Origin of the sequence: Hoeflea marina (assembly GCF_003182275.1) — a bacterium.
GTDB classification, from domain to species: Bacteria; Pseudomonadota; Alphaproteobacteria; order Rhizobiales; family Rhizobiaceae; genus Hoeflea; species Hoeflea marina.
This window is the reverse complement of sequence record NZ_QGTR01000004.1, coordinates 546591-560758: the sequence shown is the minus strand read 5'-3', so window position 1 is coordinate 560758 and position 14168 is coordinate 546591. Positions and strand designations below refer to the sequence as shown.

The following is a 14168-nucleotide window of genomic DNA, read 5'->3' as shown; positions in this document are numbered from 1 at the left end:
GTCGGAGCCGAAAACGGCCGCGGCAGGCGGATCGGCCGCGGGGCGCCGCGCCCGTCCGGGGGCGATGAAGGGGTGAGAATGGGCGACAGACACGTGGCAGTCCTGATGGGCGGGTTTTCCTCAGAGCGGCCGGTGAGCCTGGCGTCGGGCAATGCCTGCGCCGATGCGCTTGAAACGGCCGGCTACCAGGTCACCCGTGTCGATGTCGATCACGACATCGCCGCAACCTTGCGCGACCTCAAGCCCGACGTCTGCTTCAATGCGCTGCACGGGCCCTTCGGCGAGGACGGCACCATCCAGGGCGTGCTCGAATTTCTCGACATTCCCTATACCCACTCCGGCGTGCTCTCCTCCGCGCTGGCGATGGACAAGAAACTGGCGAAGATCGTCGCCAGGGCCGCGGGCGTGCCGGTCGCCGAATCCAAGGTGATGAACCGCTTCGACATCACCTCCGCCCACCCGATGAAGCCACCCTATGTGGTCAAGCCGGTCAACGAGGGATCGAGTTTCGGAGTGGTGATCGTGCGCGAAGGCGAGCCGCACCCGCCGCAGGTGATCACCTCGAGCGAATGGCGATACGGCGACCGGGTCATGGTCGAACGATTCGTCCACGGACGCGAATTGACATGCCTGATCATGGGCGATGTGGCGCTCGGCGTCACAGAGATCGTTCCGGTGGGTCACGGCTTCTATGATTATGATTCAAAATATCTCGCAGGTGGCTCTAACCACATCTGCCCGGCGGAAATTTCACCAATTGTTTACCAAAAAATACGATCATTGGCTTTGAAGGCGCATCAGGCAATCGGATGCCGCGGCGTGAGCAGGTCGGACTTCCGTTACGATGACCGGTTTTCTCCCAACGGCGAGGTTGTCTGGCTCGAGGTCAACACCCAGCCGGGCATGACACCGACGTCTTTGGCGCCTGAACTGGCCCGGCATGCCGGACACAGTTTTGAAGAATTCGTAAGCTGGATGGTGGAGGACGCATCGTGTCGCCGTTGACGGGAACCAGGGCAACAGCCGGTCTGACCGGAGAGATCGCAGGGCGCCACGCGCTTCGCGACGCTCTGGTGCTGCCGCGCGTCATGCGCCGGCCGGTCCGCTTTCTGGCCGCACTTGCCGGCGGCCGCGTTGCCATTCCCGCCCATGTCGGCTCGGTCGGCGTCGCGGCGCTGTTCGTCGCCACCGGCCTCTACGGCATGTCGCTGGGCGGCCATACCGAATCCGTGAGTCAGGCGCTTACCACCGGCGCCGGCTTCGCGCTTGAAGACATCACCATCGCCGGCAACACCGAGACCTCCGACATCGACATCCTGCAGCAGCTCGGCCTCGACGGCACCACATCGGTGATCGCGCTGAGCGCCGATGCCGCCCGGCAGTCGCTGATCGGCCTGCCTTGGATCGCCGATGCCAAGGTGAGCAAGGTCTATCCGCGCGCCCTCTCCATCCAGGTCACGGAACGCCAGGCCGCCGGCATCTGGCAGCATGGAACCGACCTGTCGCTGATCGATGCGCGCGGCGACATCATCGCCCCGCTGACCGGCGCCCGTCACGCCGAGCTGCCGCTCTATGTCGGCCTCGGGGCCGACCGCCATGCCGACGAGTTGGAAGCGCGGCTGCTGTTTCATCCCGACATCCGCGCCCGGGTCAAGGCAGCGATCCGGGTGGCCGACCGCCGCTGGGACCTGCGGCTCGACAACGGCGTCACCATCAGCCTGCCCGAACACGATGTCGAAGCCGCCTTCGACCGCTTCTATGCCTTCGATGGCGGCCGCGGCGTGCTCGACCGCGACATCACCCTCGTGGATCTCCGCCTCGAAGACCGCATCACGCTCAGGCTGTCGCCCGCGTCGCTCGAGCGCCGCGAAAAGGCACTGACCCTGCGCGACAAGGCCATCAAGGCGAGCAAGCGCACATGAACTTCTTCCGCTCCTCCTCCATGCTTCCGCGTCTCAAGCCGCTTTCGAGCAAGCGCCCCAGCATCGTCACCGTGCTCGACATTGGCTCGTCCAAGGTGGTCTGCATGATCGGCCGGCTGACGCCGGTCGAAGCCGTCGAGCTGCTTGCGGGGCGGACCCACAAGATCGAGATCCTCGGCATCGGCCACCAGAAGTCGCGCGGGCTCAAGGCCGGCGTGATCGCCGATATGGACGCGGTGGAAAGCTCTGTGCGGCTCGCCGTCGATGCCGCCGAACGCATGGCCGGCGTCACCGTCGAATCGCTCATCGTCAACGTCACCGCCGGCCGTCTCAACAGCGAGACCCATGCGGCCTCGGTCAATCTCGGTGGCCATGAGGTGGCGCAGGCCGACCTCAACAAGGTCGTCTCCGCCGCAACGCGCCAGTCGCATCCGCATGAGCGCGCGGTCCTGCATTCCATTCCGTCCGGCTACACGCTCGATGGAGAGCGCGGCGTGCGCGATCCGCGCGGCATGTTCGGCGACGTGCTCGGCGTCGAGATGCATGTGATGAGTGCCGACCGGGCGCCGCTGAAGAATCTCGAACTCTGCATCAACCGCGCCCATCTCTCGGTCGAGGCCATGGTCGCCACGCCCTATGCCTCCGGGCTTGCCGCGCTGGTGACGGACGAGGCCGAAATGGGCTGCGCCACCATCGATCTGGGCGGCGGCACCACGACGATCTCGGTCTTCGCCGAAGGCAAGCTGGTGCATGCCGACGCCATCGCCATCGGCGGCCATCATGTCACCATGGATCTGGCTCGCGGCCTGTCGACACGGCTAGAGGACGCAGAGCGAATCAAGGTCGTGCACGGCTCGGCGCTGCCGCAGGCGAGCGAGGACCGCGACGTGGTCTCGGTTCCGCCTATCGGCGAGGACGAGCGCGACCAGCCGGTGCAGGTGCCCCGCGGTCTGGTGGCGCGCATCGTCCGTGCCCGGGTCGAGGAGACCCTCGAACTCATTCGCGAGCGCATCCAGCAGTCGGGCTACGGCTCCATCGTCGGCAAGCGCATCGTGCTCACCGGCGGCGCAAGCCAGCTCACCGGTCTGAGCGAAGTCGCTCGGCGGATCCTGGCGCGCAATGTGCGCATCGGCCGGCCGCTTGGCGTATCGGGCCTGCCGGCTGCGGCAAAGGGCCCTGCATTTTCCACTGCGGTGGGTCTGATGATCTATCCGCAGCTCGCACATCTGGAAACCCACGGGACAGCTCAGCGCGGTATCACCGCGATGACCGGTACCGGTGGTCGCCTTGTCCATGTGGGCAGGTGGCTGCGAGACAGCTTTTAATTCAAGAATTGGCCGACGCGGCGGTGCGGCCATACCACGGAAGGAACGGGTGCCATGACTATCAAGTTGCAGAAGCCGGACATCACTGAGTTGAAGCCCCGGATCACCGTATTCGGCGTCGGCGGCGGCGGCGGCAACGCCGTCAACAACATGATCAATGCCGGCTTGCAGGGTGTCGACTTCGTTGTCGCCAACACCGACGCCCAGGCGCTGACCATGTCGAAGGCCGAACGGATCATCCAGCTCGGTGCGGCGGTGACCGAAGGCCTTGGCGCCGGATCGCAGCCGGAAGTCGGCCGCGCGGCCGCCGAGGAGTGCATCGACGAGATCCTCGATCACCTCAACGGCACCCACATGTGCTTCGTCACCGCGGGCATGGGCGGCGGCACCGGCACCGGTGCGGCCCCGATCGTGGCCCAGGCCGCCCGCAACAAGGGCATCCTCACCGTCGGCGTCGTCACCAAGCCGTTCCACTTCGAAGGCCAGCGCCGCATGCGCCTGGCCGAGCAGGGCATCGAAGAGCTGCAGAAATGCGTCGACACGCTCATCGTGATCCCGAACCAGAACCTGTTCCGCATCGCCAACGACAAGACCACCTTCGCCGACGCCTTCGCGATGGCCGACCAAGTGCTCTATTCGGGCGTGGCCTGCATCACCGACCTGATGGTCAAGGAAGGCCTGATCAATCTCGACTTCGCCGACGTCCGTTCGGTGATGCGCGAGATGGGTCGCGCCATGATGGGCACCGGCGAAGCCTCGGGCGAAGGACGCGCAATGGCTGCCGCCGAAGCAGCGATCGCCAATCCGCTGCTTGACGAAACCACGATGAAGGGCGCCCAGGGCCTGCTGATCTCGATCACCGGCGGCCGTGACATGACGCTGTTCGAAGTCGATGAAGCCGCGACCCGCATCCGCGAGGAAGTCGACGCCGACGCCAACATCATCCTCGGCGCCACCTTCGACGAGGCGCTGGAAGGCCTGATCCGCGTCTCGGTCGTTGCCACCGGCATCGATCGCGCCGCCGGCGCCATGGACGCCCGTCCGCCGCTGCCGCAGCGCACCGCGCCGCGTCCGGCCGCGGCACCGGCCGCCGCACCGCGTCCGCAGGTGCAGCAGGCAGCCCCCGCGCCGCAGGCACCGGCACGGGACACCGTGGCGGAGACCATTCGCGCCGCCGAAGCCGAAATCGAGCATGAACTCGACATCGCCGCCGAACTGGACATGTCGATGGGGTCGAGCCTGCCGCATGCGACCGCCAAGCCGGAATTCCAGCCGCAGAACCGCATCTTCCAGGCGCCGCCCGCGGCCGCTCCCGCACCGATGCAGGCAGCCCGTCCAGCCGCCGTTCAGCAGGTTGCCGTCCCGCAGCCGCAGCCGGTCTTGCGCAGCGAGGCCGAGCCCATGCGGATGCCGCGGGTCGAGGATTTCCCGCCGGTGGTCAAGGCCGAGATGGAGCATCGCCAGGCACAGCACAACGGCGTCGTCGACGAGCGCGGCCCGATGGGCCTGCTCAAGCGGCTGTCGCACACGCTGGGCATGCGCGAGGAAGAGCAGGCGGCCCAGTCCGCCCAGGCTGCTCCCGCACCGCAGCGCCGTCCGCTGTCCGCCGAAGCCAGCGTCTATGCCCCGCGCCGCGGCCAGCTCGACGATCAGGGCAGGGTCACACCGCAGGCTCGCGGCATGAGCGAAGATGACCAGCTGGAAATTCCGGCCTTCCTGCGCCGCCAGGTCAAATGAGCCGTCGCCGGCGACTGTAACAAACGATCACACGGCGGCCTTCGGGTCGCCGTGTTGCCTTGGTTAACCCTTTGTAAAGCATGATCTATCTTTTCCGCGTGTCCGTTTCAGTTTCGTAACAAAACGAAAGAAAGCGTGATTTGGAAAGTTACAGTGGCCGCCGTATCTTGCGGTCGAAATTTGGGGTTGGGGAATCGTCGCCTGCGGGGAAGCACCGACGTTACCCTGGATAATTTGGGGCTGTGCCGGACCTTTGCGTCCGGAGTGTACGGGAAATGGCGAACCTTATGGGTATCGACGTAGTCGGCTATCAAACCACGATCGCGCGTTCAACAACCTTGTCCGGCATTGGCGTGCATTCGGGTGAGAACGTCTCGATCAGCTTTCATCCCGCCGATCCCGATACAGGCATCGTTTTCAATCGCTCGCTTGACAACGGCGACGTCGTCAGCGTCCGCGCGGTGTCGTCCCAGGTTGGCTCCACCGACCTGTGCACGCTGCTCGGCAAGGCACCCGACCGGTCGATCGCCACGGTCGAGCATCTGATGGCCGCTCTCTATGCGATGGGCATCGACAATGTCGCCATCGACATCGACGCGGGCGAAGTCCCGATCATGGACGGCAGCGCCGCCGTGTTCATCGAGGCCTTCGACAGCGCCGGCCTGACCGCCCATGCCGTCAAGCGCCGCTACATCCGCGTCACCAAGCCCGTCCGCATCGAGATGGGCGGGTCCTGGGCCGAGTTCACGCCGCACAATGGCACGCGCTTCGAGATCGACATCGATTTCGACACGCCGCTGATCGGCCGCCAGTCCTGGAAGGGCGAGGTCACGGCCGACACGTTCCGCCGCGAACTCGCGCGCGCCCGCACATTCGGCTTCATGCGCGACGTCGAGCGGCTCTGGGCTTCGGGCCATGCGCTCGGCTCGTCGCTGGAGAACTCCGTCGTGATCTCGGATGATGACAAGGTCATCAACATCGAAGGCCTGCGCTACCGCGATGAGTTCGTCCGGCACAAGACGCTCGACGCCGTGGGCGATCTGGCGCTGGCCGGCGCTCAGTTCATCGGCTGCTACCGGTCCTATCGCGGCGGGCACAGGCTCAACGCCATGGCGCTGCGGGCGCTGCTGGCCGATTCGAATGCCTATGACGTGGTCGAGGCTCCGGCCCGGCGCAACTCCGTTCGCCATGGCGAACTGGTTGCCGTCAGCGCTCCGGTGTTCGCCCCCTGGTCGGTCTGATCCTCTTCCCGAAGCCGGCAATACTTTGTTTGTCCGGGGCCGTGCCACAAATTTGCGGCAAAGCGCCATCATGACATTGCGAATGTACGGCGTTTCCGGCTAGAAACGCGGTTGATCGACCGTGCGGCGATTTCGCTGCCCGGCTCTTGAGAGGTTTGCAGATGGTGTTCTCGGGTTTTGACGGACAGCGGCGCGGCATGCGTATCGCCTTTGCCGCGGCTGGATTTATCGGCGTCGCGTCGCTGTTGGGCGGTTGCCAGAGCGATCCGGACATCGACATCACCGCCTATGTCCAGACCATCGATCCCGCGGACGTGCTCTACAACGAGGGTCTCGCCAACCTCAATGCCGGCCAATTGACCGAGGCCGGGCGCAAGTTCGACGCGATCGACCGCCAGCATCCCTATTCCGAGTACGCCCGCAAGGCGATGGTGATGAACGCCTTCGTCAACTACCGTCAGGGCCAGTATGCGGAGGCCATCAATGCCGCCTCGCGCTATCTCAGCCTCTATCCCGGCGACGCCGACGCGGCCTATGCGCAGTACATCGTCGGCCTGGCCTATTTCCGGCAGATCCCGGACGTGACGCGCGACCAGCGCACCTCGGCGCGCGCCATCGCCGCCTTCACCGAGGTGATCGAGCGGTTTCCGGATTCCGAATATGTCGAGGACTCCCAGACCAAGCTGCGCTTTGCCCGCGACCAGCTCGCCGGCAAGGAAATGCAGATCGGCCGCTACTATCTCGAGCGCAAGGAATTCGTTGCCGCGGCCAACCGCTTCCGGCTCGTGGTGGAGCAATATCCCAACACCCGGCAGATCGAGGAGGCGTTGGCCCGCCTCACCGAGACCTATTACGCCATGGGCCTGACCAGCGAAGCGCAGACGGCGGCGGCGGTGCTGGGCCACAATTACCCCGACTCCCAATGGTACGCCGATTCCTACAAGCTCCTGAAGACAGGCGGCCTGGAGCCGCGTGAAAACAAGGGCTCGTGGATTTCGCGTGCGGGAGCGCGCCTCGTCGGCGCCTGAAACGGGCGGTCATGCTTGTCCAGCTGTCGATTCGTGACATCGTTCTGATCGAGCGCCTCGATCTCGAATTTCACGCCGGACTCTCGGTCCTGACCGGCGAGACCGGCGCAGGCAAATCCATCCTTCTCGACAGCCTGTCGCTGGCGCTCGGCGGCCGCGGCGACGGCAGCCTCGTGCGCCAGGGCGCCGAACGCGGCCAGGTCACCGCGGTCTTCGATGTCGGCATCGATCATCCGGCGCGCAGGCTGATCCGCGGCAACGGCATCGATGACGAGGGCGACCTCGTCTTCCGCCGCATGCAGAGCGCCGACGGCCGCACCCGGGTTTTCATCAACGACCAGCCGGCCAGCGTCGCCCTGATGCGCGACGCGGGGCAGATGCTGGTCGAGATCCACGGCCAGCACGACGACCGCGCGCTGGTCGACATGGACGCCCACCGCACGCTGCTCGACGCCTTCGGCGGTCTCACCGAGACCGCGGCCGGGCTGGCGCGGCTGCACGAGGCCTGGCGCGAGGCGGAGCGGGCGCTGAAGGCGCAGCGCGCCAAGGTGGAGAAGGCGGCACGTGATGCCGACTGGCTGCGCTCGTCGGTGGAAGAGCTCGAGCGGCTCTCGCCACGCGACGGAGAAGAGGAAGAACTGGCCGAGAAACGGTCGCTGATGATGAAGTCGGAGAAGATCGCCAGCGACATCAACGAGGCCAACGAGGTGCTCAACGGCCAGGGGTCGCCGGCTCCGGTGATCAGCGGGCTGCTCAGGCGGCTCGAGCGCAAGGCCGCCGACGTGCCGGGGCTGCTCAACGACACGGTCGAGGCGCTGTCGCAAGCGATGAATGCGATCGCCGAGGCGCAGACGGCTGTGGAAGCCGCCATGCGTGCTGCGGATTTCAATCCGCGCGATCTCGAGGTGACCGAGGAGCGGCTGTTTGCGCTGCGGGCCGCGGCGCGCAAGTACAATGTGCCCGTCGATACGCTGGCCGAGCTTGCCGCCACCATGATCGGAGATCTTGCCGATCTTGATGCCGGCGAGGAGCGGCTGGCGCAGATGGAGTTGCGGGTCGGGGAGAACCGGACGGCCTTTCTGCAGGCAGCGACGGCGCTGTCCGAACTCCGGCATCACACCGCCGATGCGCTGGCGCGGGCGGTGATGGCGGAACTGCCGGCTCTCAGGCTGGAGCGGGCCGAGTTCCTGGTGATGATCGAGACCGATCCCGACAGGGCGTCGGCCTCCGGCATCGACACGATCGAATTCCACGTTCGCACCAATCCGGGCACCCGTCCCGGGCCGATCATGAAGGTGGCGTCCGGCGGCGAGCTGTCGCGCTTCCTGCTGGCGCTGAAGGTGGCGCTGGCGGACCGCGGATCGGCGCCGACGCTGGTCTTCGACGAGATCGACACCGGAGTGGGCGGCGCGGTGGCCGATGCCATCGGCCAGCGGTTGAAACGTCTTGCCTCCACCGTGCAGGTGCTCTCGGTCACCCACGCGCCGCAGGTGGCTGCGCGCGCCGCCACGCATCTGCTGATTGCCAAGGGGCTCAATGCGGATGGCTCCGGCTCGGTGGCGACTCGCGTCAGCACCATGGACGACGACGGCCGGCGCGAGGAAATCGCGCGCATGCTGGCGGGCGCCAGCATCACCGAGGAGGCGAGGGCGGCCGCGGCAAGCCTTCTCGCCGGAGCCGACTGAGACCTATCCGAAGGTCCTGACGAACGCGCCCGGGCCTTCAAGGCCGAGCATGATGCCGGTCACCCGGGCGGTGGCGTCGCGGGCGCTGTCGGCCGATCCCCAGATGTCGGCCCGCCCGTCCTGATCGGAAGCTGCCAGTTCGGCGATGAAGCGGAGCTGTTCGGCGGTGTTCATGAAGCGGACGGCGGTCTCCTCGTCCTCGCTGGACAGCTTGACGCTGCCGCTGCCGATGCTGCCGTCGAGGATGTCCAGATAGGACTGCGGAAGCTGTGACGGCGCGGCTGCGCCGGAATCCTGTTCGGTACCGGCCAGCGTGCGGACCGAACCGGCGAAATCGCCGGCGGCCGATTCGAGTTCGCGGGCCATGCGGGCGGTGTGATCGACGAGAAAGCCCGGCGCCAGGTTGAACAGCGACAGCTTCGTCATCTGCTCGCCCAGGAATTTGAGCCGGTCCTCGGCAAAGGCCTTGCGGCTGCGGGCGGCGGATTCGACGAAATCCTCGAGCTGCGCCAGCGGATCGGACGGGTCGGCGTCCGCGACGCCGCTTGCGGACATTGCGGCCGAAGCGACCCGTTCGGGCGCCGGCCTGGGCGCGGTGGAACTCGTTGATGCGAGGATCATGGCACTGCTTTCCTGCCGCTTCGGCTCTTCTCGATATGCATGTCGTGATTCCGAACCGCCGCACACATTCGGGCGACGTGCATTGGCCAACCTGCATCATGGCAAGGAAATCTTAAGGTCTCATTGATGGCCGGCGGACGTCTTGCATCTTCTCATTTCGCCAAATCCGTCTAAAACACTGTCGAACGCCGGAGCCCCTGATGACCCAAGACCCAAGACCGGTCGCCGACCTCACCGAAGCCGAGGCCAAGGCCGAGCTCGAGCGGCTCGCCGCCCTGATCGCCCATCACGACGAGCGCTACCACCAGAAGGACGCGCCGGAAATCTCCGACGCCGACTATGACGCGCTCAAGCGCCGCAACCAGGAAATCGAGGCGAAATTTCCAGCCCTGCTGCGCATGGATTCGCCCAGCTTCAAGGTCGGCGCCGCGGTGGCCGAAGGGTTTGGCAAGATCACCCACCGGGTGCCGATGCTGTCGCTCGACAATGCGTTTTCCGACGAGGACGTGCGCGATTTCGTCCATTCGGTCTACCGCTTCCTCGGACAGTTGCCGGACCAGTCGATCGCGATCACCGCCGAACCGAAGATCGACGGCCTGTCGATGTCGATCCGCTACGAGGATGGCAAGCTGGTCACCGCCGCCACCCGCGGCGACGGCACCACCGGCGAGAATGTCACCGCCAATATCAGGACCATATCGGAGATCCCCAACCAGCTGCCGAAGGGCGCGCCTTCGGTGGTCGAGTTGCGCGGCGAGGTCTATATGGCCAAGGCCGACTTTCTGGCGCTCAACGCCCGCATGGAGTCCGAAGGCAAGCAGACCTATGTCAATCCGCGCAACACCGCGGCCGGCTCCCTGCGCCAGCTCGACGCCAAGGTGACGGCCAGCCGCAAGCTCAAGTTCTTCGCCTATGCCTGGGGCGACATGTCGGAGATGCCCGCCGACACCCAGCACGGCATGATCGAGGTGTTTTCCAAGTGGGGCTTTCCGGTCAATCCGCTGACCAGGCGGCTCAACAGCATCGAGGAGCTGATCGGTCACTACAACGAGATCGGTCTCGCGCGCGCCGATCTGCCCTACGACATTGACGGCGTCGTCTACAAGGTAGACCGGCTCGACCTGCAGCAGCGGCTGGGCTTTCGTTCGCGCAGCCCGCGCTGGGCCATTGCCCACAAGTTTCCGGCCGAAAAGGCCACCACCCGCCTGACCGCCATCGATATCCAGGTCGGGCGCACCGGCGCGCTGACCCCTGTCGCTCGCCTTGTGCCGGTCACCGTCGGCGGCGTCGTCGTCACCAATGCGACGCTGCACAATGCCGAGGAGATCGCCCGGCTCGGCGTCAGGATCGGCGATCTGGTCGAGATCCAGCGCGCCGGCGACGTCATCCCGCAGATCCTCAGGGTGGCCGAATCGCCCGATGACGCTGTCGAGTTCGAGTTCCCGCAGACCTGCCCCTGTGACCTGAAAACCCCGATCGTTCGCGAGGAGACCGCCGGCGGCGTCGAGGGCGTCATCCGCCGCTGCTCTGGCGAGTTCGCCTGCCCGTTCCAGCGCAAGGAACACTTGAAGCACTTCGTCTCGCGCAAGGCCTTCGACATCGACGGTCTGGGCGAGAAGCAGATCGAGTTCTTCTACGACGACGCGACGCTGCCGATCCGTCAGCCTGCCGACATCTTCACGCTGCGCGCCCGGGACGAAGCCAACGGCCTGCAGCGGCTCAAGAACCGTGACGGCTATGGCGACACCTCGGCGCAGAAGCTGTTCGATGCCATCGAGGCGCGGCGCGAGATTGCGCTTGACCGGCTGATCTTCGGCCTCGGCATCCGCCACGTCGGCGAACAGACCGCCAAGACGCTGGCGCGCGCCTATGGCGACTGGGCTTCCGTGCACCAGGCGGCGCTGGCCATTGCCGGCGGCGACACGGCGGCGATCGAGGAGATGGACGCGCTCGACGACATCGGCCCCGCGGTGGTCGAGGCGGTCGGGCGTTTCTTCGGCGAGAAGCACAATATCGACATGGTCGACCGGCTGGTGAAAGAGCTCACCATTCTCGAAGCCGAGAAGCCGGCGCAGGATTCCCCCGTCGCCGGCCTCACCGTGGTCTTCACCGGCAGCCTCGAAAAGATGACCCGCGACGAAGCCAAGGCGATGGCCGAGCGGCTCGGCGCCAAGGTGGCGGGCTCGGTGTCGAAAAAGACCGACATCGTCGTCGCCGGCCCCGGTGCAGGCTCCAAGCTCGCCAAGGCCACCGAACTCGGCCTGCGCACCATGAGCGAGGATGAGTGGTTCGAACTGGTCGGCGTCACCCCGGGCGGCTGAGGCGCCGTCCTTTGTCCTCTTGTCCCACACGAGGAGAGGTGGTCGTTCCGCACTTCGGGTGCCCAGCGGCTTTCCGCCCGGGCCAGGCAATTCCTGCGTTTGGGCTCACAGCCGCGCAGAGGTGCTTCCGGCCACCGCGGTCTCGTAGGCAGATTGCATCCCGGCCAGCACAGGCACTTCCGGCGGCGGGGCGCCCAGATGGATATGCGCCAGTTCCTCCATCAACCGGGACCACATCTGTGGCCCGCCGTCCTCCAGAATCCTTGCCCGGATTGCGAGCTCCGGCGAAGCATGAGTGTGGCGCAGCCCCCAACTGCCCATCGCCGCCATCAATGGTACAAGGCCGATTGCCTTCTCGGTCAGGGAGTAGATGGCCTTCTGCCTGTGGCCCGGATCTCCGCAGCGCCAAAGCAGGCCGTTGGCCGTCAGGCGCTTGAGCCGGTCGGCAAGGATGTTGGAGGCGATCCCCTCGATGCTTTCGGTGAGCAGGGAGCGGAAGCTCCGGCGCCGCCCGCCGAACATGATGTCGCGGATGATGATCAGGCTCCAGCGGTCGCCGAAGGTTTCAAGCGTCAGGTTGATCGGGCATCCCGAGCGGCGCCGGTTCATCGACATCCTCCGTCAGACTGGTTGCAAAATAGTAGTGGTTCCTCGCGGGACAGATTGCTAGCACATTGCATGGCGCGGATGAAGGCGGTCGCTGGATCGCCGCCGGTGGACAGGAGGCATCGCATGGCCAAGTTCGTCTTCGGATTGAACCAGTCGCTCGACGGCTATGTCGATCACGACGGATTCATGCCAGACCGGGTGCTGTTCCGGCATTTCATCGAGCAGGTGCGCGACGGGGCAGGGATGGTGTACGGGCGGCGCATGTACGAGGTGATGCGCTACTGGGACGACGACCACCCGGAATGGGATGATGATCTGGCCGAGTATGCCGATGCGTGGCGCAGCCGTCCCAAATGGGTTGTGTCGCGCACGCTCGCCTCGGTCGGGCCCAACGCCACGCTTGTTTCGGATGACCTCGAAGCCGTGATGCGGGGGCTGAAAGAGCGGCTCCATGGCGACATCGAAATTGCCGGGCCGGAACTGGCTGCGAGCCTGACGGCGCTCGGGCTTGTCGATGAATACCAGATCTACCTGCACCCCGCCGTTCTTGGCGGCGGCAAGCCGTACTTCGCCGCTCCTCCTCCGCCGCTCAGTCTCGTGGCCAGCGAACGGATCGGCGAGTCTGCAATACGACTGACCTATGTGCCGGCGTGAGCGCGGTTCCACGCAAACCGGGCGTGGAGCGCCGAAAATCTGGACCGATCAAACCGTGAGTGAAGAGGAGCAATCGCGATGCTGAGTTGGCAAGTGGGGAGGGTGAAAATCACCCGCATCGTCGAGATGGATCTGCCGGTGCCGGCGACGGTGATCGCGCAGGCCACGCCTGAAGCGTTGCGCAAGCTGCCCTGGCTCTATCCGCATTTTGTCAGCGATGACGATGCCACGCTGCATCTCAGCGTTCACGCGCTGCTGGTCGAGGCACCGGGGATGCGGCTGGTCGTCGACACCTGCGTCGGTAACGACCGGCCACGCGAATTCACCGGCGGCGAGCCGCTGTCGACGCAATTCCTCGAGCATCTCGGCGAGGCCGGCTGGTCGCGCGATGGCGTCGACGCCGTGGTCTGCACCCATCTCGATGTCGATCACATCGGCTGGAACACGATGCTGGAGAACGGCAAATGGGTGCCCACCTTTCCGAAGGCGCGCTACCTCATCGGCCGGCAGGAATATGAATTCTGGAAGGATATCGATGAGGAGGAGCAGAAGGCGGCGATGGGCGACAGCATCAAGCCGGTCTTCGACGCGGGCCTCGTCGAGCTGGTCGAGCAGGACCACGTCATCTCGCCGGAGATCCGGCTGGTGCCGTCCACAGGCCACACACCGGGCCATGTCAGCGTGATGATCGAGTCCGAGGGCGCGCGGGCGGTCATCACCGGCGACATGACGCACCACCCCTGCCAGATGGCCCACCCCGACTGGACGCTTGCCGACATTGATCCAGAAGTTGCCGTGCTGACGCGCTCGCGGCTTTTCGCCGAATGGGCCGACCAGCCGATCCTCGTCATAGGCACCCACTTCGCCGCCCCCACCGCCGGCCACGTGCTCCGCGACGGCGAAGCGTTCCGGTTCAAGGTGTAAGTCTGGGGAGTCTAGACATTTTCCACCTCCCGTTTGAGGGCAGGTGGGAGAAGCGAGCGCAGCGACGCTGATTCCCGGTGGGGGCAGAGTCATCCATACCA

The 14168-nt window shown here is 65.7% G+C and carries 12 protein-coding genes; 10 read left to right on the top strand and 2 right to left on the bottom strand.

What is annotated here, in order from left to right; all coding sequences use genetic code 11:
• Window positions 1-78: 78 nt before the first annotated feature.
• From DFR52_RS18035 to recN, 7 genes are all read left to right on the top strand, one after another.
• Entirely contained in the window at window positions 79-1005 is a 927-nt protein-coding gene (locus DFR52_RS18035; protein ID WP_110033372.1) for a D-alanine--D-alanine ligase, read from the top strand.
• Complete coding sequence (locus tag DFR52_RS18030; protein ID WP_245415393.1) at window positions 993-1922, top strand: cell division protein FtsQ/DivIB; 930 nt, start codon at window positions 993-995, stop codon at window positions 1920-1922. The genes DFR52_RS18035 and DFR52_RS18030 overlap by 13 nt, the downstream gene beginning before the upstream one ends.
• Complete coding sequence (ftsA, locus tag DFR52_RS18025; RefSeq protein WP_110033371.1) at window positions 1919-3247, top strand: cell division protein FtsA; 1329 nt, start codon at window positions 1919-1921, stop codon at window positions 3245-3247. The genes DFR52_RS18030 and ftsA overlap by 4 nt, the downstream gene beginning before the upstream one ends.
• A gap of 54 nt (window positions 3248-3301) precedes the next feature.
• A complete protein-coding gene (ftsZ, locus tag DFR52_RS18020) occupies window positions 3302-4984 on the top strand; it encodes a cell division protein FtsZ (protein ID WP_110033370.1) in 1683 nt (560 codons plus the stop codon).
• A gap of 287 nt (window positions 4985-5271) precedes the next feature.
• On the top strand, window positions 5272-6225 hold the full coding sequence (lpxC, locus tag DFR52_RS18015) for a UDP-3-O-acyl-N-acetylglucosamine deacetylase (RefSeq protein WP_110033369.1): 954 nt from the start codon (window positions 5272-5274) through the stop codon (window positions 6223-6225).
• A 161-nt stretch (window positions 6226-6386) separates the two neighbouring features.
• Window positions 6387-7253 (top strand): outer membrane protein assembly factor BamD, encoded by an 867-nt coding sequence (locus DFR52_RS18010; protein WP_110033368.1) that lies wholly within the window; start codon window positions 6387-6389, stop codon window positions 7251-7253.
• Between the two features lie 11 nt (window positions 7254-7264).
• The gene (recN, locus tag DFR52_RS18005) at window positions 7265-8938 is read left to right on the top strand and encodes a DNA repair protein RecN (RefSeq protein ID WP_110033367.1); all 1674 of its coding nucleotides are present in this window, start codon (window positions 7265-7267) and stop codon (window positions 8936-8938) included.
• Between the two features lie 3 nt (window positions 8939-8941).
• Here the strand turns inward: recN and DFR52_RS18000 are convergent, their stop codons facing one another.
• Window positions 8942-9559 carry a hypothetical protein gene (locus DFR52_RS18000; protein ID WP_110033366.1) on the bottom strand — a complete coding sequence of 206 codons (618 nt, stop codon included), beginning with the start codon at window positions 9557-9559 and terminating at the stop codon, window positions 8942-8944.
• 200 nt (window positions 9560-9759) lie between these two features.
• Between DFR52_RS18000 and ligA the strand changes: the two genes are divergently transcribed.
• The gene (gene ligA, locus DFR52_RS17995) at window positions 9760-11880 is read left to right on the top strand and encodes an NAD-dependent DNA ligase LigA (RefSeq protein ID WP_110033365.1); all 2121 of its coding nucleotides are present in this window, start codon (window positions 9760-9762) and stop codon (window positions 11878-11880) included.
• A gap of 105 nt (window positions 11881-11985) precedes the next feature.
• Here ligA and DFR52_RS17990 read toward each other — a convergent pair whose 3' ends face one another.
• Window positions 11986-12489, bottom strand: a complete 504-nt coding sequence (locus DFR52_RS17990) for a winged helix-turn-helix transcriptional regulator (protein WP_110033452.1) — start codon at window positions 12487-12489, stop codon at window positions 11986-11988.
• Window positions 12490-12612: 123 nt separating this feature from the next.
• Between DFR52_RS17990 and DFR52_RS17985 the strand changes: the two genes are divergently transcribed.
• Together DFR52_RS17985 and DFR52_RS17980 are read left to right on the top strand one after the other, a co-directional pair.
• Window positions 12613-13143, top strand: coding sequence for a dihydrofolate reductase family protein (locus tag DFR52_RS17985; protein ID WP_110033364.1), 531 nt, complete (start codon window positions 12613-12615; stop codon window positions 13141-13143).
• A 78-nt stretch (window positions 13144-13221) separates the two neighbouring features.
• Window positions 13222-14067, top strand: coding sequence for an MBL fold metallo-hydrolase (locus DFR52_RS17980; RefSeq protein WP_110033363.1), 846 nt, complete (start codon window positions 13222-13224; stop codon window positions 14065-14067).
• Window positions 14068-14168: the final 101 nt, after the last annotated feature.

Coding starts and splice junctions, on each gene's coding strand:
- DFR52_RS18035 (WP_110033372.1), top strand. CDS start 79: ATGGGCGACAGACACGTGGCAGTCCTGATGGGCGGGTTTTCCTCAGAG.
- ftsA (WP_110033371.1), top strand. CDS start 1,919: ATGAACTTCTTCCGCTCCTCCTCCATGCTTCCGCGTCTCAAGCCGCTT.
- ftsZ (WP_110033370.1), top strand. CDS start 3,302: ATGACTATCAAGTTGCAGAAGCCGGACATCACTGAGTTGAAGCCCCGG.
- lpxC (WP_110033369.1), top strand. CDS start 5,272: ATGGGTATCGACGTAGTCGGCTATCAAACCACGATCGCGCGTTCAACA.
- DFR52_RS18010 (WP_110033368.1), top strand. CDS start 6,387: ATGGTGTTCTCGGGTTTTGACGGACAGCGGCGCGGCATGCGTATCGCC.
- recN (WP_110033367.1), top strand. CDS start 7,265: ATGCTTGTCCAGCTGTCGATTCGTGACATCGTTCTGATCGAGCGCCTC.
- DFR52_RS18000 (WP_110033366.1), bottom strand. CDS start 9,559: ATGATCCTCGCATCAACGAGTTCCACCGCGCCCAGGCCGGCGCCCGAA.
- ligA (WP_110033365.1), top strand. CDS start 9,760: ATGACCCAAGACCCAAGACCGGTCGCCGACCTCACCGAAGCCGAGGCC.
- DFR52_RS17990 (WP_110033452.1), bottom strand. CDS start 12,489: ATGAACCGGCGCCGCTCGGGATGCCCGATCAACCTGACGCTTGAAACC.
- DFR52_RS17985 (WP_110033364.1), top strand. CDS start 12,613: ATGGCCAAGTTCGTCTTCGGATTGAACCAGTCGCTCGACGGCTATGTC.
- DFR52_RS17980 (WP_110033363.1), top strand. CDS start 13,222: ATGCTGAGTTGGCAAGTGGGGAGGGTGAAAATCACCCGCATCGTCGAG.